The organism is Achromobacter pulmonis, assembly GCF_002885955.2.
Classification (GTDB): Bacteria; Pseudomonadota; Gammaproteobacteria; order Burkholderiales; family Burkholderiaceae_B; genus Achromobacter; species Achromobacter pulmonis_A.
This window is the reverse complement of the sequence record NZ_POQS01000003.1, coordinates 469,724-487,574: the sequence shown is the minus strand read 5'-3', so window position 1 is coordinate 487,574 and position 17,851 is coordinate 469,724. Positions and strand designations below refer to the sequence as shown.

18 protein-coding genes are annotated in these 17,851 nt (G+C 68.8%); 12 read left to right on the top strand and 6 right to left on the bottom strand.

Translation table 11 applies throughout. From position 1 onward, the window contains the following. Positions 1 to 6: 6 nt before the first annotated feature. The 4 genes from C1I89_RS13590 (at position 7) to C1I89_RS13575 (ending at position 3,819) form a co-directional block, all read left to right on the top strand. Entirely contained in the window at positions 7 to 807 is an 801-nt protein-coding gene (locus tag C1I89_RS13590) for a thiazole synthase (RefSeq protein ID WP_102773296.1), read from the top strand. Then, complete coding sequence (gene thiD / locus C1I89_RS13585; protein WP_102773295.1) at positions 804 to 1,625, top strand: bifunctional hydroxymethylpyrimidine kinase/phosphomethylpyrimidine kinase; 822 nt, start codon at positions 804 to 806, stop codon at positions 1,623 to 1,625. The genes C1I89_RS13590 and thiD overlap by 4 nt, the downstream gene beginning before the upstream one ends. 101 nt (positions 1,626 to 1,726) lie before the next feature. Then, on the top strand, positions 1,727 to 2,407 hold the full coding sequence (locus tag C1I89_RS13580) for a protein-L-isoaspartate O-methyltransferase family protein (protein WP_102773534.1): 681 nt from the start codon (positions 1,727 to 1,729) through the stop codon (positions 2,405 to 2,407). 80 nt (positions 2,408 to 2,487) lie between these two features. After that, a complete protein-coding gene (locus C1I89_RS13575; RefSeq protein WP_102773294.1) occupies positions 2,488 to 3,819 on the top strand; it encodes a TolC family outer membrane protein in 1,332 nt (443 codons plus the stop codon). Between the two features lie 25 nt (positions 3,820 to 3,844). On the opposite strand, the gene rfaE2 is transcribed toward C1I89_RS13575, so the two are convergent. The 6 genes from rfaE2 to ubiE form a co-directional block, all read right to left on the bottom strand. Next, positions 3,845 to 4,342 carry a D-glycero-beta-D-manno-heptose 1-phosphate adenylyltransferase gene (gene rfaE2 / locus C1I89_RS13570; protein WP_102773293.1) on the bottom strand — a complete coding sequence of 166 codons (498 nt, stop codon included), beginning with the start codon at positions 4,340 to 4,342 and terminating at the stop codon, positions 3,845 to 3,847. Positions 4,343 to 4,370: 28 nt separating this feature from the next. Continuing rightward, positions 4,371 to 5,246 (bottom strand): ferritin, encoded by an 876-nt coding sequence (locus C1I89_RS13565; RefSeq protein ID WP_102773292.1) that lies wholly within the window; start codon positions 5,244 to 5,246, stop codon positions 4,371 to 4,373. Between the two features lie 176 nt (positions 5,247 to 5,422). Then, positions 5,423 to 6,976 (bottom strand): ubiquinone biosynthesis regulatory protein kinase UbiB, encoded by a 1,554-nt coding sequence (gene ubiB, locus C1I89_RS13560; RefSeq protein ID WP_102773291.1) that lies wholly within the window; start codon positions 6,974 to 6,976, stop codon positions 5,423 to 5,425. Positions 6,977 to 6,979: 3 nt separating this feature from the next. Further along, complete coding sequence (locus tag C1I89_RS13555; RefSeq protein WP_102773533.1) at positions 6,980 to 7,618, bottom strand: ubiquinone biosynthesis accessory factor UbiJ; 639 nt, start codon at positions 7,616 to 7,618, stop codon at positions 6,980 to 6,982. A 171-nt stretch (positions 7,619 to 7,789) separates the two neighbouring features. Next, complete coding sequence (locus C1I89_RS13550; RefSeq protein WP_440130634.1) at positions 7,790 to 8,794, bottom strand: Tim44 domain-containing protein; 1,005 nt, start codon at positions 8,792 to 8,794, stop codon at positions 7,790 to 7,792. A 178-nt stretch (positions 8,795 to 8,972) separates the two neighbouring features. Then, positions 8,973 to 9,749, bottom strand: a complete 777-nt coding sequence (gene ubiE, locus C1I89_RS13545; protein WP_102773289.1) for a bifunctional demethylmenaquinone methyltransferase/2-methoxy-6-polyprenyl-1,4-benzoquinol methylase UbiE — start codon at positions 9,747 to 9,749, stop codon at positions 8,973 to 8,975. A 192-nt stretch (positions 9,750 to 9,941) separates the two neighbouring features. Here ubiE and phoB point away from each other — a divergent pair, with 192 nt between their 5' ends. The 8 genes from phoB to C1I89_RS13505 all read left to right on the top strand — a co-directional run bounded on the left by phoB (position 9,942) and on the right by C1I89_RS13505 (position 17,842). After that, the gene (gene phoB, locus C1I89_RS13540; protein WP_006227196.1) at positions 9,942 to 10,640 is read left to right on the top strand and encodes a phosphate regulon transcriptional regulator PhoB; all 699 of its coding nucleotides are present in this window, start codon (positions 9,942 to 9,944) and stop codon (positions 10,638 to 10,640) included. Between the two features lie 12 nt (positions 10,641 to 10,652). Beyond that, positions 10,653 to 11,954, top strand: a complete 1,302-nt coding sequence (phoR, locus tag C1I89_RS13535; protein WP_102773288.1) for a phosphate regulon sensor histidine kinase PhoR — start codon at positions 10,653 to 10,655, stop codon at positions 11,952 to 11,954. Between the two features lie 51 nt (positions 11,955 to 12,005). Beyond that, positions 12,006 to 12,680 (top strand): heavy metal response regulator transcription factor, encoded by a 675-nt coding sequence (locus C1I89_RS13530; RefSeq protein WP_102773287.1) that lies wholly within the window; start codon positions 12,006 to 12,008, stop codon positions 12,678 to 12,680. Beyond that, complete coding sequence (locus C1I89_RS13525) at positions 12,677 to 14,074, top strand: heavy metal sensor histidine kinase (protein WP_102773286.1); 1,398 nt, start codon at positions 12,677 to 12,679, stop codon at positions 14,072 to 14,074. The genes C1I89_RS13530 and C1I89_RS13525 overlap by 4 nt, the downstream gene beginning before the upstream one ends. 71 nt (positions 14,075 to 14,145) lie before the next feature. Then, the gene (locus tag C1I89_RS13520; protein WP_102773285.1) at positions 14,146 to 14,637 is read left to right on the top strand and encodes a cupredoxin domain-containing protein; all 492 of its coding nucleotides are present in this window, start codon (positions 14,146 to 14,148) and stop codon (positions 14,635 to 14,637) included. A 3-nt stretch (positions 14,638 to 14,640) separates the two neighbouring features. Next, positions 14,641 to 16,404, top strand: coding sequence for a copper resistance system multicopper oxidase (locus C1I89_RS13515; protein WP_102773284.1), 1,764 nt, complete (start codon positions 14,641 to 14,643; stop codon positions 16,402 to 16,404). Positions 16,405 to 16,410: 6 nt separating this feature from the next. Beyond that, positions 16,411 to 17,352 (top strand): copper resistance protein B, encoded by a 942-nt coding sequence (locus C1I89_RS13510; protein ID WP_181390944.1) that lies wholly within the window; start codon positions 16,411 to 16,413, stop codon positions 17,350 to 17,352. A 31-nt stretch (positions 17,353 to 17,383) separates the two neighbouring features. Then, positions 17,384 to 17,842, top strand: coding sequence for a DUF411 domain-containing protein (locus tag C1I89_RS13505; protein ID WP_102773282.1), 459 nt, complete (start codon positions 17,384 to 17,386; stop codon positions 17,840 to 17,842). Positions 17,843 to 17,851: the final 9 nt, after the last annotated feature.

Here is a 17,851-nt window from a genome sequence, read left to right as displayed (position 1 = left end):
TCCGCCATGACCACTCAAGACACCCTCACCATCGCCGGCCGCGCCTATTCGTCGCGCCTGCTCGTCGGCACCGGCAAATACAAAGACTTCGAACAGACCCGCGCGGCGCTGGACGCCAGCGGCACCGAGATCGTCACGGTCGCGATCCGCCGCACCAACATCGGCCAGAACGCCGGCGAACCGAACCTGCTGGACTACGTCCCGCCCTCGAAATTCACGCTGCTGCCCAACACCGCCGGCTGCTACAGCGCCGACGACGCCGTGCGCACGCTGCGCCTGGCGCGCGAGCTGCTCGACGGCCACGACCTGGTCAAGCTGGAAGTGCTGGGCGACCCGCACACCCTGTTCCCCAACATGCCGGAAACCCTCAAGGCCACCAAGACGCTGGTCGACGAAGGCTTCAAGGTCATGGTGTATTGCACCGACGACCCGATCCAGTGCCGCATGCTGGAAGACCTGGGCGCCGTGGCGGTGATGCCGCTGGCCTCGCTGATCGGCTCGGGCATGGGCATCCTGAACCCCTGGAACCTGCGCCTCATCATCGAACAGGCCCGCGTGCCCATCGTGGTGGACGCCGGCGTGGGCACCGCCTCGGACGCCGCCATCGCCATGGAACTGGGCTGCGACGCCGTGCTCATGAACACCGCCATCGCCGGCGCGCGCGACCCGATCCTGATGGCCAGCGCCATGAAAAAGGGCGTGGAAGCCGGCCGCGAAGCCTTCCTGGCCGGCCGCATGCCCAAGAAGCTGTACAGCGGCGCGCCCAGCTCGCCCACCGAAGGCCTGATCACCGGCGGCGCCAAATGAGCACCCGCCCCATCCCCAACGCGCTGACCATCGCCGGGGTCGATCCCTCCGGCGGCGCCGGCATCCTGGCCGACGTCAAGGCCATGAGCGCGCTGGGCGCCTATGGCTGCTCGGTCATCGCGGCCCTGACCGCCCAGAACACCCGCGGCGTCAGCGGCATTTCGGCGGTGCCGCCGGCCTTCGTGGGCCAGCAGATCGACACGCTGTTCGAGGACGTGCGCATCGACGCGGTCAAGATCGGCATGCTGGGCCAGCAGCCGGTGATCCAGGTCGTGGCCGAGAAGCTCGCCAAATGGACGCCGGCGCACGTGGTGCTGGACCCGGTCATGGTGGCCAAGAGCGGCGACCTGCTGCTGGAGCGCGACGCCGTGGGCGCCATGCGCGAGGCGCTGCTGCCGCAGGCCACCCTGCTCACGCCCAACCTGCCCGAGGCCGGCGTGCTGCTCGAAGAGCGCCCGGTCGAGACGGTCAAGGAAATGCGCCGCGTGGCCGAACGGCTGCGCAACAAGCTGGCGTATGCCGGCGAGCGCTGGGTGCTCGTCAAGGGCGGCCACCTGCCGGGCGACGACACCATCGACCTGCTGCATGACGGCGACCGCATGATCGAGCTGCCCGGCCACCGCATCGCCACGGCCAACACCCACGGCACCGGCTGCACGCTGTCGGCGGCGCTGGCGGCGCTGCTGCCGCAAACCGGGGACGTACCAGAGGCCGCCCGGCGCGCCAAGGCCTACCTGACCGAGGCCATCCGCCACGCGGAGCGCCTGTCGGTGGGTTCCGGCCACGGGCCGGTGCACCACTTCCACGCCTGGTGGTAGGCGCGGGCGCGGGCTGAAACCGTCCCCGGGGGGCCGGGGCGTCACAGTACGCTACGAATCGGTACAATGGTCTGTTGATTCCTCTGTTTTTTCTGACCGTCATGAACGCTTCGACCCTGCCCGACGTAGAACAAGCCCGCTTCAACATGGTGGAACAGCAGATCCGCCCGTGGGACGTTCTGGACGCCAACGTGCTGCAAGCGCTGTTCGACGTGCGCCGCGAACAATTCGTTCCGCCGGCCCTGCGCGCGATGGCGTTTTCCGACCTGGAACTGCCGCTAGAGATCAACGCGGTCAACACGCGCCAGACCATGCTCGCGCCCAAGGTGGAAGCGCGCCTGGCCCAGGAGCTGCAGCTGACCAAGTCCGACTGCGTGCTGGAAATCGGCACCGGCTCCGGCTACCAGGCCGCCCTGCTGGGCTACCTGGCGCAGCAGGTCACCTCGGTCGAGATCGACAGCCGCCTGGTGACCTTCGCGCAGCAGAACCTGCAGATGAACAACGTCACCAACGTCAAGGTCGAAACCGGCGACGCCCGCAACGGCTGGGGCTCCACCGAATACGACGCCATCCTCGTCACCGGCTCCGTGCCGACCGTGCCGGACGCCCTGAAGTACCAGCTGCGCGTCGGCGGCCGCCTGGTCGTCGTGGTGGGCCAGGCGCCCATCATGACCGCCTGTCGCATCACCCGCACCACCGCGGCCAGCTTCGAAACGGTGAACCTGTTCGAAACGGTCATCAAGCCGCTGCGCGGCGTCACGGTCTCCCAGTTCAAGTTCTGAATCCCGACCCCGCCGCCCGGCGCCCCCACGACGGCGGGACGGGCGGCTTTCCGCGCGGCCCTGCTCATCACTGAAAGATCATGCGCGTCCGATTGCTTACGGCTTTACTGGTATTTACCTGCGCCGCAAGCGTCGGCCCGTCGCTGGCGCGCGCCCAGAACCTGATGCAGGTCTGGCAGGCGGCGCTGGGCAACGACCCGATCTACGCCGCGGCGCGCGCCAACTACCGCGCCGGCCTGGAGAAAGAGCCGCAGGCGCGCTCCCTGCTGCTGCCCCTGATTTCCGCCGAGGCCGGCGGCGCCTACCAGGAAACCCGCAGCACCCGCGGCCTGGGCGTGGCCTATAGCGGCGGGCGCGGCGTATGGGACCTGTCCCTGACCCAGCCCCTGTTCGACTGGGGCCGCTGGCAGAACTACGAACAATCCAAGCTCATCGTCGCCGACGTCGAGGTGCAGTTGCAGCAGGCCTACCAGGACCTGCTGCTGCGCGTGGCCGACGCCTACTTCAACGTGCTCTACGCCCAGGACACGCTGACGGCCACCGAGGCCGAAAAAGCCGCCGTCGCCGGGCAGCTGGAATCGGCCAAGCGCAATTTCGAGCTGGGCAACGCCACCATCACCGACACCTACGAGGCCCAGGCCCGCTACGATCTGGTCGTGGCCCAGGAACTACGCCTGCAGAACGACCTGGAAGTGCGGCGCGAGGAACTGGCCAAGATCATCGGCACCGCCCCGGGCGCGCTGGCCGAACTGCCCTACGGCGTGCAGCTGCCGGCCCCGCAGCCGGCCCGCATGAACGAGTGGAGCAACCAGGCCGAGGCCTCCAGCCTGGAAGTCCTGCGCGCCCAGCTGCTGACCCGCATCGCCGGACGCGAGATCCAGATCGCCAAGAGCGGCCACTATCCCACCCTGAATCTGCGCGCCACCAGCGGCAGCGCCAGCGACGCCGTCATGCGCAACGCCGCGCCCGGCAAGCCCATCGACAACACCGTCGGCGTGGTGCTGTCGATTCCGCTTTACTCGGGCGGCGGGGTTTCCTCGCAGGTGACCGAGAAAGTGCAGCTGGAACAGAAGGCGCGCCACGACTACGAGGCGGCGCGCCGCCAGGCCGTGCAGGCCGCGCGCCAGTACTACACCGGCGTCACCAGCGGCCTGGCGCGCATCGAGGCCCTGGAGGCCGGCGAGAAATCCAGCCGCGCCGCCGTCGAGGCCAACCGCACCGGCTACGAGGTCGGCGTGCGCATCAACCTGGACGTGCTCAACGCCCAGCAGCAGCTCTACGCCACCCAGCGCGACCTGGCGCTGGCCCGCTACAGCACGGTGCTGTCCAGCCTGCGCCTGAAAGCCGTCAGCGGCATCCTGGGCGAGGCCGACCTGGAAGCGATCAACCGGTTGCTGCGCGACGCTCAATGAAAGGAATGGGGCCGGGGCCCGCCGCTTACCGCTGAACCTCGGCCGCGATCTTGCGCACCAGCGCGGTCGTCGAGCGCTCGAATTCGAACGGGATCGCCACGGCGCGGCCGCCCCAGGTCTTGACCAGGGCGGTCTCGGGCAGCGTTTCCATGTCGTAGTCGCCGCCCTTGACGATCAGGTCGGGCTTGAGCTGCGCGATCAGGGCTTCGGGCGTGTCTTCGTGGAAGGAGGTGACCAGCGTCACGCAGCCCAGCGCGGCCAGCAGCGCGGCGCGGTCTTCCATGCGGTTGAGCGGGCGCTCGGCGCCCTTGCCCAGGCGGCGCACCGACTCGTCGGTGTTGACCGCCACCACCAGCGTCGCGCCCAGCTGGGCGGCCTGGTCGAGGTAGGTTGCATGGCCCCGGTGCAGAATGTCGAACACGCCGTTGGTGAACACCAGCGGCCGCGGATAGCGGCCGGCGGCGATGGCGGCGACGCAGGCGTCGCGGGACAGGACCTTGGATTCGAAACGGGCGGCTGGCATGCGGCGATTGTACAGCCGCCCCCCGGCCTCAGACGGGCTGGATGATCTGCTTTTCCTTGGGCACGACCAGGGCCGCCATTTCCTTGCGGTAGCGGTTCAGGTCCTTGACCGTCTCGAAGCTGCGGTCCATCAGCTTGGAGAGGATATGCAGGATGCGGGTGGCGACCTTCTGTTCCCACACGCCGTCGAAGCGGATCTGCGAGTCCAGCCAGTGTTCGAGCCAGCCCGGCTCCGGCAGGCGCGACTGCACCGTGTCGTTGGGGAACAGGTCCTTGTTCACGTGCAGGTTGGTCGGGTGCAGCGCCTGCTGCGTGCGGCCGGCCGAGGCCATCAACACGCCGATCTTGGAGAACGCCAGGCGCGCCTGTTCGCTGGTGCTCTGGCCGCGGTCGTGCAGCGCGCGGCGCATGTATTGCAGGTAGGCGCCCGCGTGGCGGGCCTCGTCCTGGGCCACGGTCTTGTAGATGGCCTTGATGACCGGCTCGGTGTGCCATTCGGCGGCGCGGCGATACCAGTGGTTCAGGCGGACCTCGCCGCAGAAATGCAGCATCAGGGTTTCGAGTTCGGGGGCCCGGTCGAATTCGAAGCGCACGTTGTGCAGTTCTTCCTCGGTGGGCACCAGGTCGGGACGGAAGCGGCGCAGGTATTCGATCAGCACCAGGGAGTGCTTCTGCTCTTCGAAGAACCAGACCGACATGAAGGCGCAGAAGTCGCTGTCGCCGCGGTTGTCGCGCAGGAACATCTCGGTGGCCGGCAGCGCGGCCCATTCCGTGATGGCGTTCATCTTGATGGTGTGCGCCTGCTCGTCCGACAGCTTGCTGCGATCGAAGTCGCCCCAGGGGATGTCATGCGCCATGTTCCAGCGCACGGCTTCCATGGTCTTGAAGAGTTCAGGATAAAGCATGTTCTGCCCTTGTATTGATCCCGCTGATGGGGCTATGAAAATTGATGAATGGCACGCACCGCGCGGCACGCACTGCGGTCTTGCGCCGCAGTGCTATTTTTCGCCGTTTCCCGCGAAGCTATGATGACCGCTTCATGAATGAAACATGACAGTAGGCGTCTAAAACATTGCTGCGCCTACCGGGTCAATGCCCATATCGCGACTCCGACTGCCAGTGCGACGACGCCAACCAGCGCTGCAACCAGCCGGTTGTTCTGCTCCTGCGCCCGCCGCAACTGAGCCATTTCGGCCAGCAACGCCGGCGAAACATTGGGACGGCTCAACTGGTCATGGAGCAGCCTGGGCAAGGCGGGCAGCATTTGCGACCACTGCGCCGCCTCTTTTTCCAGGCTTTGCCTCAAGCCCTTGATCCCGACGCGCTGACGCATCCAGCGTTCGAGGTAGGGTTTGGCGGTTTTCCAGAGATCCAGGTTGGGGTCCAGCTGCCGCCCCAGGCCTTCGACGTTCAGCAGGGTCTTTTGCAACAGGACCAGCTGCGGCTGGATCTCTACGTTAAACCGACGCGAGGTTTGAAAGAGCCTCAACAGCACCTGTCCCAGTGAAATCTCGGACAGAGGACGGTCGAAATACGGCTCGCAAACGGCGCGCACGGCGCCTTCGAGTTCTTCCTCGCGCGTATCGGGCGGCACCCAGCCCGACTCGATGTGCAGCTGCGCCACGCGGCGGTAATCGCGGTGGAAGAAGGCCAGGAAGTTCTGCGCCAGGTAGTTCTTGTCGAACTCCGACAGCGAACCGACGATGCCGAAGTCCAGCGCGATGTAGCTGCCCAGCGTCTCGGGACGGTCGGACACGTAGATGTTGCCCGGGTGCATGTCGGCGTGGAAGAAGCCGTCGGTGAACACCTGCGTGAAGAAGATCTCGACGCCGGTGCGCGCCAGGGTCGGGATGTCGATGCCGGCCTCGCGCATGCGGTCGACCTGCCCCACCGGCATGCCGTACATGCGCTGCATGGTGAACACCGTGGACGCGGTGTATTCCCAGATCACCTCGGGCACGATCAGCATGTCGCCGCGCCCGGACTCCGGGCCGAAATTGCGCCGCAGCTGGCTGCAGTTGGACGCCTCGCGCACCAGGTCCAGTTCGTCGTGCAGGTACTTGTCGAATTCGGCCACGACTTCGCGCGGCTTCAGGCGGCGGCCGTCGGCGCCCAGGCGCTCGATGATGCGGGCCACCACCTTCAGCAGCGACAGGTCTTTCTCGATGATGTCCAGCATGCCCGGGCGCAGCACCTTCACGGCGACCTCGCGGCCGTCGTGCAGCACGGCGAAGTGCACCTGGGCGATCGAGGCCGAGGCCACCGGGTCCACGTCGAACTGCGCGAACAGCTTGTCGGGCGGCGCGCCCAGGGCCGCCTCGATGCAGGCGGCCGCCTGCGCCGACGGGAACGGCGGCACGCGGTCCTGCAGCAGGGCCAGTTCGTTGGCGATGTCCGCGGGGATCAGGTCGCGGCGGGTGGACAGCACCTGCCCGAACTTCACGAAAATGGGGCCCAGCGACTCCAGCGCCAGCCGCAGCCGCAGGCCGCGCGGCTTGCGCGGGCGGGTGCCCAGGCGGACGACGCGCAGCAGGCAGGTGGCCAGCGGATGGTTCAAACTGGACAGGACCAGTTCGTCCAGGCCGTAGCGCAGCGAAACCAGGATGATGCGGATGAGGCGCAGCAGCGGAAACATGGATCAGGCGCCCCGCTTTGCGCCGGCCGCGGCCAGGCGGGTTTGCAGCGCCGCCGCCGAGCGGGCCAGCGACTCGGCGCGGTCGTTGAGTTCGGCCAGGTCCAGGCGCCATTGCTCCAGCGCCGGCCGGCCCGCCAGCACGCCGCTTTCCTCGGACAGGTATTCGGACACGTTGCCGGCCAGGCGCTGGCCGGCCGTGCGCGCGCCCTCGGCCACGGCGCGGGCGCCGCCCACGATGCGCAGCGCCGCGATGTCGCCCACCACCCGGGCCAGCGCGTCCTCGGGGTCCCAGCGCAGCTGCTTGGACAGGTCGGCCACCACCTGGGCCAGGGCGGCGTCGCCCGAGATATGGGTGGCCTCGGCGAAATCCGGCGCGTCGCGCCCGGCGCCCAGGCGCGGCAGCGGCAGTTTCTCGGGCGCCACCGTCAGCGTCACGTCGGGCACCACCGCCGGATCGGCCTGCGAGGCCAGCCCGTCGCTGGCGATCGTCAGGCCCAGGCTGAAGCCGCCCAGCGCGAAGCGCACCGTCTTGCCGGCATGCCGCGCCAGGCGGTCGCGCGCCCAGTCCTCACGCCGCAACAAGGTATTGAGCGCGCTGACGGCCAACCGCGTAGGAGTGGGCAGAAACGAAAAAGGCAGCATGACGGTGTGCAACGGCCCGACGGGCGGGTTGCTGGATTTGATGGGTAAATCGGGAGTGTAACGGGTTAGATGGGAGCGTGTTTTGCGCAGGCACATGGAAAACCGGCCCCTGAAGGGGCCGGTTCAAGCGGATGCCTTGCGGCATCCCCAACGGAGGGCGGGCGCGCCGCCTCAGCTGGCGTAGTCCACCGGGATCTGCTGAATGCCGGCCAGCAGCCAGCCGCCAGTCTGCGGCTTGAAGAGGTTCCAGACTTCCTCGAAGCGGAAGGCCTCGGCGCCCGGGGTCTCGCGCAGCATGCCGGAGAAGCGCACGCTGGCCAGGTGGCCGTCGGACACGGTCTCGATGCCCAGCAGCTCGGCGTTGAGCAGCACGACTTCGGTCTTGTTGGGCGCCGCGCCGCGCTCGGCCAGCTGCGGCTTGAGCTCGGTGATCAGGTCGTCGGTCAGGAACTCGCGCAGGCGGTCGGTGCTGCCGCTGTCCCAGACGGCCTGGATGCGCACGAACTGCTCCTTGGCCTGCTTGAGGAAGTTGGGCGTGTCGAAGTCGCCCGGCACGAACCAGTTGTTGTCGTCGCCCGCCTTGGGCAGGACGGCCGGCGCGGCGGCCGCGGCAGGAGCCGCCGCCGGAGCGGGGGCCGGCTGCAGCGATTCGCGCCACATCGGTTGCTGCTGGCCGTTGGCCGCATTGTTGTTATGGGAGCCGCCAAACGCGCCCTGCGTGGCGGCGCGGGGCGCGGCGCCGCGCAGGCGGCGGACGATGAACATGATGGCGAAGACCACCAGGGCGATCAGCAGCGCCGACGACAGAAACTCGGCGAAGGCGCCGGACAGGCCCATGCTGGAGAGCAGCGCGGCGATGCCCAGGCCGGCGGCGATGCCGGCGATGGGGCCGAGCCAGCGCGACGCGCCGCTCTTGGCGGCCGCGCCCGCGGCGCCGGCCGTGGCCGCGCCGGCGGTGGCCGCGCTGGGCGCGGAGGTGGCGCCGGCCGTATTGTTGGTGGCCGTCGGCGGCGTGGTGGCCTGGCGCTGCTGGGTCACGTTGGTGGACTGACGGCCGAAGCTCCCGCCGCCGCCGGCACGGCGGGCTTCGGCGTCGAACGACGCCGTCACCAGCGCCGCGCCTGAAACGGCGATGAGCGCCGCCGCGACAAACCGCGAAAGACAGAATTTGGACATGGACATTGCTCCTCGTACTCGCGCCCCCCGCCGCCCCGAGCAGCAGGAATCTCCGCAGGTTGCGGAGCTTGGGTCACGACTTTTCTTACAACAATCTGAATACCGTAAGAATAACGGACAAGACGCCGCCCTACAAGTTCCGCAAACCGGGCGGAAATCGCTGGGCGGCAGGGGGAGATCAGCCCAGCCGCACGCCTTCGTGCAAGGCGGCGATGCCGGCCGTCAGGTTGAAGTACTGCACCCGTTCCAGGCCGGCCGTGCGCAGCATGTCGGCCAGGGTTTCCTGGTCGGGATGCATGCGGATCGATTCGGCCAGGTAGCGGTAGCTGGCCTCGTCCTTGGCGATGGTCTTGCCCAGCCAGGGCAGCACATTGAAGGAATACCAGTCGTAGGCCGGCGCCAGCGGCTTGGCGATGCGGGAGAATTCCAGCACCAGCAGCTTGCCGCCCGGCTTGAGCACCCGGGTCATTTCGGCCAGGGCGCGGTCCTTGTGGGTCATGTTGCGCAGGCCGAAGGCCACGCTGACGCGGTCGAAATAGCCCGAGGGAAACGGCAGGCGCTCGGCGTCGCACACGGCCGCGGGCACCAGCAGGCCGGCGTCGGTCAGGCGGTCGCGGCCCACCCGCAGCATGGAATCGTTGATGTCGGTGAGCCAGACCTCGCCCGTGGGGCCGGCGCGCTTGGCGAAGGCCTTGGCCAGGTCGCCGGTGCCGCCGGCGATGTCCAGCACCTTCATGCCGGGCCGGATGGCGGCGCGGCCGATGGTGAAGGCCTTCCAGACCCGGTGCAGGCCCGCCGACATGAAATCGTTCATGACGTCGTAGCGCTGGGCGACCGAATGGAAGACTTCGGCCACCTTGCGGGCTTTTTCGCTTTCCGGCACCGATTGGAAGCCGAAATGGGTGGAGGGCGAGGCGGAATCCGCGGAATGTTGCGATTCGGAGGGGTTTTGCATGGTGAATTCCCGATATATCGTCCAATGGTAGCCTATTGGCCCCCGATTCCGCCTTCCGGGCCGGCCGGATCGGCAGGCGGAATGGCTTCGGAATGGTCCGACAGCCGGCGCTCGTCACATACCTGAAATATTGCGGCCATACTATCGCAATGTTCGCGCCGCGCCGGCGCTCAGAAGTGTGCCCAATCCGCCATGTCCAGCACTATCCTCGTCGTCGAAGACGAACCCGCCATCCAGGAACTGATCGCCGTCAACCTGTCCTTCGCCGGTCACAAAGTGCTGCGTGCCTTCGACGCCGACCAGGCCCAGACGCTGATCCGCGCCGAACTCCCCGACCTGATCCTGCTCGACTGGATGCTGCCCGGCACCTCGGGCCTGGCCATGGCGCGCAAGCTGCGCAACGATGAGCGCACCCGCGCGGTGCCGGTCATCATGCTGACGGCCAAGGGTTCCGAGCAGGACAAGGTCGACGGCCTGGAAGCCGGCGCCGACGACTACATCACCAAGCCCTTCTCGCCCAAGGAGCTGATGGCCCGCATCAAGGCGGTGCTGCGCCGCCGCGCGCCCCAGCTCACCGACGACGTGATCGACGTGGGCGGCCTCAAGCTCGACCCGGTCACCCACCGCCTCTCGGGCAACAGCCAATCGCTGCAGATCGGCCCCACCGAATTCCGCCTGCTGCATTTCTTCATGACCCATCCCGAGCGCGTGTTCTCGCGCTCGCAACTGCTGGACCAGGTCTGGGGCGACCACGTGTTCGTGGAAGAACGCACGGTCGACGTGCACATCCGCCGCCTGCGCAAGGCGCTCGAACCCAGCGGGCACGACGCGCACGTGGAAACCGTGCGCGGCAGCGGCTACCGGTTTACTGCCCAGCTTCCGACGCGGTAAAACTCCCGCACGATGATCTGGCTGCGCACCCTTTTCCTGATCGCCCTGTGGGCGATCGCGGCGTTTATCGCCCAATGGCTTATCGGCAACCCGGCGGGCTGGATTCTGTTCAGCGCGGCGCTGTGCGCCATGCTGGTCTGGCGCAGCTGGCGCCTGCACCTGGTTTCGCGCTGGGCCAACAACCCCGACTCCGCCCCGCCCGCCTCGGTCGGCCCGTGGGACGACATCCTCGCGCCGCTGTACCGCTACACCCGGGCCCGCGCCCGCGAGCTGGCCGAAACCCGCAACACCATGCACGGCATGCTGGCCGCGGCCCAGGCGCTGCCCGACGGCGCGGTCACGCTCAATGAAGATTTCCAGATCGACTGGTGCAACCGCATGGCGCGCCAGCACCTGGGCCTGCGCCTGCCGGCCGACCGCGGCCACAATCTGCTGAACCTGCTGCGCGCGCCCGAATTCGTCGAATACGCGCACCGCGCCTCGTGGCCCGATCCCATCCTGGTGCGCCTGGGCCAGAACGGCCAGGAGCGGCTGATGATGATGCAGCTCACGGCCTACGCCAGCAACCAGCGCCTGCTGATCACCCGCGACGTCACCCAGATCGAGCGCCTGGAAACCACGCGCCGCGATTTCGTGGCCAACGTCTCGCACGAACTGCGCACGCCGCTGACGGTGCTGGCGGGCTTTCTGGAAACGCTGCGCGACCTGCCCGCCGAGGCCCTGCCGGCCGAACAGCGCGAACAGTACGTCGACATGATGCACGAGCAGGCCCAGCGCATGCAGGCCATCGTCGAAGACCTGCTGACCCTGTCCACGCTGGAATCCTCGCCCGGCACCGAGCCGCGCGCGGTCAACATCGGCACCCTGCTGCAGAAGGCGCGCCAGCAGATCGAGGCCCTGTCCGGCGGACGCCACGTGCTGCAATGGCACGTGGACGAAACGCTGGACGTGCTGGGCGCGGAAACCGAGCTGGCCTCGGCCCTGTCCAACCTGCTGACCAACGCCGTGCGCTACACGCCGGACGGCGGCGCCATCACCGTGCGCTGGGAACGCGAGGAAGACGGCGGCGCGCGCTACAGCGTGCAGGACACCGGCATCGGCATTCCGGCGCGCCATCTGCCGCGCCTGACCGAGCGCTTCTACCGCGTGGACCGCGGCCGTTCGCGCGCCGTCGGCGGCACCGGCCTGGGCCTGGCGATCACCAAGCACATCGCCATGCGCCACGACGCCGAACTGCTGATCAGCAGCGAACAGGGCAAGGGCAGCGTGTTCGCGCTGCGCTTCCCGCCGGACCGCGTGGCCGTCGAAGCCTGACCGCTACGCCAACTGCGCCTGGCCGGCCTCGCCGGTGGTACATTTCGGGCCATGCGCATCCTGGTCATCGAAGACGAAACCAAACTGGCCGACTACCTCAAGAAGGGGCTGTCGGAGCAAAGCCACGTCGTAGACCTGGCCCGCGACGGCGTCAACGGCCTGCACCTGGCGCTGGAAGGCGCCTACGACCTGATCGTGCTGGACGTGATGCTGCCCGGCGTGGACGGCTTCGGCATCCTGGCCGCCGTGCGCGCGCAGAAGGACACCCCCATCCTGATGCTGACGGCGCGCGACGCGGTCGAGGACCGGGTCCGCGGCCTCGAAGGCGGCGCCGACGACTACCTGATCAAGCCCTTCGCCTTCTCCGAACTGCTGGCGCGCGTGCAGGCGCTGCTGCGCCGCGGCCGCTCGCAGGAACCCACCGTGCTGCGCCTGGCCGACCTGGAACTGGATCTGGCCCGGCGCCGCGCCCAGCGGGCCGGACGGCGGCTGGACCTGACGGCCAAGGAATTCAGCCTGCTGGCGCTGCTGATGCGCCGCCAGGGCCAGGTGCTGTCGCGCACCACGCTGGCCGAACAGGTCTGGGACATGAACTTCGACAGCGACACCAACGTCATCGACGTGGCGGTGCGGCGGCTGCGCGGCAAACTGGACGATCCCTACGACACCAAACTGCTGCACACGGTGCGCGGCATGGGCTACGTGCTGGAATCGCGCCACGCATGAGGCCGCTGCGCATGCGCTCGATGCAGGCGCGCCTGACGCTGCTGCTGGGCGCCATCGCGCTACTGGTCTCCAGCCTGGCCGGCGCCACGCTGTTCTGGGCGCTCAAGCGCGAAGTCGAACGCCAGGAGATCACCGAAGTCAGCGGCAAGCTGGAGCTGATCAACCATCTGATCGACATGCAGAACAGCGCCAGCGGCCTGTCCGACCTGGCCGCCGCCTTCGACGAAATGCGCGCGGGCCAGGGCCAGCTGGGCATCTGGATCATGGAGGCCGGCGGCAAGGTGGTCTATGGCGGCGCCGCGCCGCAGACGCTGGAAACGCGGCCCGACGGGCAGGTGGTGCTGCAGGCCCCGGATGGCGGACGCATGCGCGGCCTGCGCGTGGACATCAACGACCGCATCCTGCCCGGCGCGCAGCTGACCGTGGCCGTCAGCACGCGCACCAGCGCGCAGTTCCTGTACGCCTACGGCACCGCGCTGGTGCTGATCTGCGCGCTGTGGGTGGGCGCCACCGTGGTGCTGGCGGCCTGGGCCGTGCGCCGCAGCATGGCGCCGGCGCGCCGGCTGTCCGAACAGGCGGCCCGCATCCAGCCCGACAATCTGTCGCGCCGCCTGCCGCTGAAAGACACCGACCGCGAACTGCACGAGCTGGTGCGCTCCTTCAACCGCACCCTGGAACGGCTGCAGGAGGCCTACCAGCAGATGGAAGGTTTCAACGCCGACGTGGCGCACGAGCTGCGCACGCCGCTGGCCACGCTCATCAACGGCACGCAGGTCATGCTGTCCTCGCCGCGCGAGGCGGGCGAGCTGCGCGACGCGCTGGAATCCAACCTGGAAGAACTGGAAGACCTGAAGACCCTGGTCAACGACATGCTGTTCCTGGCGCGCGCCGACCGCGGCGAGCGCGCGGCCGACCTGGCGCCGGTGTCGCTGGCCGCCGAAGCGCGGCGCGTGGCGGAATACTACGAAGCGATGCTGGAAGCGCACGGCGTGCACCTGCGCTGCGCCGGCGACGCCATCGTCGCCGCCAACCCGGGGCTGGTGCGGCGGGCCCTGGCCAATCTGATCTCCAACGCCATCAAGGCCTGCCCGGCCGGCGGCGAAATCGTGCTGGCGTGCTCGGTGTCGGCGGCCGGCGCGCGGGTCGAGGTGCGCAACCCCGGCCCGGCCATCCCCGCCGCCGACCTGCCGCGCATCTTCGACCGCTTCTTCCGCTCCGGGCAGTCGCGCGCGCCGCGCAGCGAAGGCCACGGGCTGGGCCTGGCGATCGTGCGCGCCATCGCCCGCATGCACGGCGGCGAAGTGGACGCCGCCTCGGACGAGCGCGGCACCGTCATCGGCATCACGCTGCGCGGCCCCGTGGGGCATGCCGCGGCCAACATTACAAAAATGTAATCAAGGCGACAGAGTCGGGTCACCGCCGTTTTCCTACAGTGCCATCACCGTCCCCACTACCAAGGATACGCGTGAAAGGCACTCTGCTCCGTACTCACCGGGCCGCCATCCTGGCCCTGACCCTGACCCTCAGCGCGGGCGCCGCATATGCCGCCGGCGGCCACGGCGGCCATGCCATGCCGGCCGCCTCCGCCCCCATCGGCAAGCCGGGCGATCCGGCCAAGGTCACCCGCAGCATCGACGTGGACATGTCCGACGCCATGCGCTTCACGCCGGCCCGCATCGAGGTCAAGGCCGGCGAGACCGTGCGCCTGAACGTGCGCAACTCCGGCCGCATCCGCCACGAGCTGGTGCTGGGCTCCGACGCCGACCTGAAGGCGCACTACGACATGATGATGAAAGACCCCGGCATGCGCCACGAAGAGGCCAACGCCGTGTCGCTGGAAGGCGGCAAGAGCGGCCAGATCGTGTGGCGCTTCGACAAGGCCGGCACGGTGTCTTTCGGCTGCCTGGAGCCCGGCCACTACAGCGCCGGCATGAAGGGCGCGGTATCGGTGCTGTAGGCCATGACGAATTCGCATCCTTTTTCCCGCCGCCGTTTCGTCCAGGGCCTGGCCGGCGGCGGCGCGCTGGCCGCGCTGGGCAACTGGCGCGCGGCGCTGGCCACCCCCGCCCCGGCGGCGGCCGCGCAGCTGCGCGGCACCGAGTTCCACCTGGAGATCGGCGAAACCCCGGTCAACTTCACCGGCGCGGCGCGCGTCGGCACCACCGTCAACGGCCAGGTGCCGGCGCCGCTGCTGCGCTGGCGCGAAGGCGACACGGTGACCCTGCACGTCACCAACCGCCTGCGCGAACAGACCTCGATCCACTGGCATGGCATATTGCTGCCCACCGAAATGGACGGCGTGCCCGGCCTGAGCTTTCCCGGCATCGACCCCGGCCAGACCTTCACCTACCGCTTCCAGGTGCGCCAGAGCGGCACATACTGGTATCACAGCCACTCCGGCTTCCAGGAGCAGACCGGCCTGTACGGCGCCATCGTGATCGATCCGCGCCGGCCCGATCCGATCGCCTCCGACCGCGACTACACGGTGCTGCTGTCGGACTGGACGGACGAAGATCCGATGCGGCTGTTCAACAAGCTGAAGATCATGCCGGACTACTACAACCGCATCCAGCCCAGCGTCGAAAGCCTGCGCGCCGAGGCCCGCGACAAGGGCTGGGGCCCGGCGCTGTCGGAGCGGCTGATGTGGGAGCAGATGCGCATGAATCCGTCGGACCTGGCCGACGTGTCCGGCGCCACCTACACCTTCCTGACCAACGGCGTGACGCCGGCCGGCAACTGGACCGGCCTGTTCAAGCCGGGCGAGCGCATCCGCCTGCGCTTCATCAACGGTTCGGCGATGACTTACTTCGACGTCCGCATCCCGGGGCTGAAGATGACGGTGGTCGCGGCCGACGGCCAGGACGTGCGGCCGGTGGACGTGGACGAGTTCCGCATCGGCGTGGCCGAAACCTACGACGTCATCGTCGAGCCGCGGGACGAACGCGCCTACACCATCTTCTCGCAGGCCATGGACCGTTCGGGCTACGCGCGCGCCACGCTGGCGCCGCGCGCCGGCATGCAGGCCGAGATTCCGGAGCTGGACCGGGTGCAGCTGCTGGGCATGATGGACATGGGCATGGCGCACGACATGGGCGGCGGCGGCCACGACATGGGCGGCGGCAGCGGCGCGGGCGGCCACGGCGCGATGCCGGGCATGGACCACGGCGGCCACGGTTCCGGCGCCGGCCAGGGCGGCATGATCGAGGTCAAGCACCCCTATCCCACCGAGCGCGGCGTGAGCAATTCGATGCTGCCCGACGTGGTCTCGACCCGGCTGGACGATCCCGGCGTGGGCCTGCGCGACAACGGCCGGCGCGTGCTGACCTACGCCGACCTGCGCTCCATGCGCGAGCCGCCGGACAACCGGCCGCCGTCGCGCGAGATCGAGCTGCACCTGACCGGCACCATGGAACGCTACATGTGGTCGTTCAACGGCGTGAAGTACACGGACGCCAAGCCCATCGTGCTGCGCTACGGCGAGCGCGTGCGCTTCGTGCTGGTCAACGACACGATGATGACGCACCCCATCCACCTGCACGGGCTGTGGAGCGACCTGGAATCGCCCGACGGCGCTTTCCAGGTGCGCAAGCACACCATTTCCCTCAACCCGGCGCAGCGGCTGAGCTACCGCGTCAGCGCCGATGCGCGCGGCAACTGGGCCTACCACTGCCACCTGCTGTATCACATGGAGGCCGGCATGTTCAGAGCGGTCGTGGTGGAGTAAACGACGATGAAACCGATGAATCGCCACACCCGCGGCCTGCGCGCCTGCGCGCTGGCCGCAGCGCTTGCCGCCCCCGCGGCATGGGCCCAGCCCGCCGCGATGGATCACGGCTCCATGCCCGGCATGGATCACGGCTCGATGAACCACGGCGGCGCGCCCGCGCCCGCGCCGATGGACCACGGTTCCATGCCCGGCATGGACCACGGTTCGATGGGCGACGCCCCGGCCGCGCCGCCGGTCGGCAGCCTGCCTTCCAGCGACGGCGCCGGCGAGCGCGGCTACGACAGCTACGGCATCCATGCGCACATGATGGACAGCACCGCGACATGGCAGGTCCTGTTCGACAAGTTCGGCGTGTCCCGCAACCGCGACGGCGAGTACGCCCGGGAATGGGACGGACGCTTCTGGTTCGGCTCGGCCACCGACCGCCTGCTCATCAAGAGCGAGGGCGAGGCCGAGAACGGCGGCGGATCGAGCGGCAAGGTCGAGGCCTTCTGGAGCCATGCCGTCTCGCCCTTCTGGGACCTGCAGCTGGGCGCGCGCCGCGACATCGGCACGGGCCCCAAGCGCAACTGGGCCGCCATCGGCATCGAGGGCCTGCTGCCCTACAACATCGAACTGGACGCCACCGGCTACGTGGGCTCGTCCGGCCGCAGCGCTTTGGCGCTCAAGGCCGAATACGACCTGCTGCTGACGCAGCGCCTGATCTTCACGCCGGAGCTGGAAGCCAGCTTCTACGGCAAGGACGACCCGGACCGCGGCATCGGCTCGGGCCTGGCCGAAGGCGCGCTGTCGCTGCGGCTGCGCTACGAAATCACGCGCGAGTTCGCGCCCTATATTGGCGTATCCTTCGAACGTAAGTTCGGCCAGACCGCCAGCTACGCGTCCGAGGCCGGCGCCAGCCGGTCGCAGACCGCCGTCATCGCGGGCGTGCGGTTCTGGTTCTGAGCCCCATGTTCACATTTCCGTACGGAGCATCATGAACGTTTCCCGACTTGCGCGCCGCCTGGCGCTTGCCGCCGTCCTGAGCGTGCCCGCCTACGCCTACGCCGAGGCCCCCACCAAGGTCGAAGTGTGGAAGACCCCCACCTGCGGCTGTTGCGAAGACTGGGTCAAGCACATGCGCGACAACGGCTTCGAGGTGATCGCGCACGACGTGCAGGACACCGGCCCCATCCGCCGTAACGCCGGCATGGCCGACTACGGCTCCTGCCACACGGCCGCCGTGGGCGGCTACGCCATCGAAGGCCACGTGCCCGCCAGCGACGTGCGCCGGCTGCTGCTGGAAAAGCCCGAGGCGGCCGGCCTGGCCGCCCCGGGCATGCCGCTGGGCTCGCCCGGCATGGACGGCCCCGAGTACGGCGGACGCAAGACGCCGCACGACGTGCTGCTGGTCGACAAGCGCGGCGGCGCCCAGGTGTTCCAGGCCTACCGCTAGCGTCCTGGC

Excerpts from the sequence above, each read along its gene's own strand:
- C1I89_RS13590 (WP_102773296.1), top strand. The coding sequence starts at position 7 with ATGACCACTCAAGACACCCTCACCATCGCCGGCCGCGCCTATTCGTCG.
- thiD (WP_102773295.1), top strand. The coding sequence starts at position 804 with ATGAGCACCCGCCCCATCCCCAACGCGCTGACCATCGCCGGGGTCGAT.
- C1I89_RS13580 (WP_102773534.1), top strand. The coding sequence starts at position 1,727 with ATGAACGCTTCGACCCTGCCCGACGTAGAACAAGCCCGCTTCAACATG.
- C1I89_RS13575 (WP_102773294.1), top strand. The coding sequence starts at position 2,488 with ATGCGCGTCCGATTGCTTACGGCTTTACTGGTATTTACCTGCGCCGCA.
- rfaE2 (WP_102773293.1), bottom strand. The coding sequence starts at position 4,342 with ATGCCAGCCGCCCGTTTCGAATCCAAGGTCCTGTCCCGCGACGCCTGC.
- C1I89_RS13565 (WP_102773292.1), bottom strand. The coding sequence starts at position 5,246 with ATGCTTTATCCTGAACTCTTCAAGACCATGGAAGCCGTGCGCTGGAAC.
- ubiB (WP_102773291.1), bottom strand. The coding sequence starts at position 6,976 with ATGTTTCCGCTGCTGCGCCTCATCCGCATCATCCTGGTTTCGCTGCGC.
- C1I89_RS13555 (WP_102773533.1), bottom strand. The coding sequence starts at position 7,618 with ATGCTGCCTTTTTCGTTTCTGCCCACTCCTACGCGGTTGGCCGTCAGC.
- C1I89_RS13550 (WP_440130634.1), bottom strand. The coding sequence starts at position 8,794 with ATGTCCAAATTCTGTCTTTCGCGGTTTGTCGCGGCGGCGCTCATCGCC.
- ubiE (WP_102773289.1), bottom strand. The coding sequence starts at position 9,749 with ATGCAAAACCCCTCCGAATCGCAACATTCCGCGGATTCCGCCTCGCCC.
- phoB (WP_006227196.1), top strand. The coding sequence starts at position 9,942 with ATGTCCAGCACTATCCTCGTCGTCGAAGACGAACCCGCCATCCAGGAA.
- phoR (WP_102773288.1), top strand. The coding sequence starts at position 10,653 with ATGATCTGGCTGCGCACCCTTTTCCTGATCGCCCTGTGGGCGATCGCG.
- C1I89_RS13530 (WP_102773287.1), top strand. The coding sequence starts at position 12,006 with ATGCGCATCCTGGTCATCGAAGACGAAACCAAACTGGCCGACTACCTC.
- C1I89_RS13525 (WP_102773286.1), top strand. The coding sequence starts at position 12,677 with ATGAGGCCGCTGCGCATGCGCTCGATGCAGGCGCGCCTGACGCTGCTG.
- C1I89_RS13515 (WP_102773284.1), top strand. The coding sequence starts at position 14,641 with ATGACGAATTCGCATCCTTTTTCCCGCCGCCGTTTCGTCCAGGGCCTG.
- C1I89_RS13510 (WP_181390944.1), top strand. The coding sequence starts at position 16,411 with ATGAAACCGATGAATCGCCACACCCGCGGCCTGCGCGCCTGCGCGCTG.
- C1I89_RS13505 (WP_102773282.1), top strand. The coding sequence starts at position 17,384 with ATGAACGTTTCCCGACTTGCGCGCCGCCTGGCGCTTGCCGCCGTCCTG.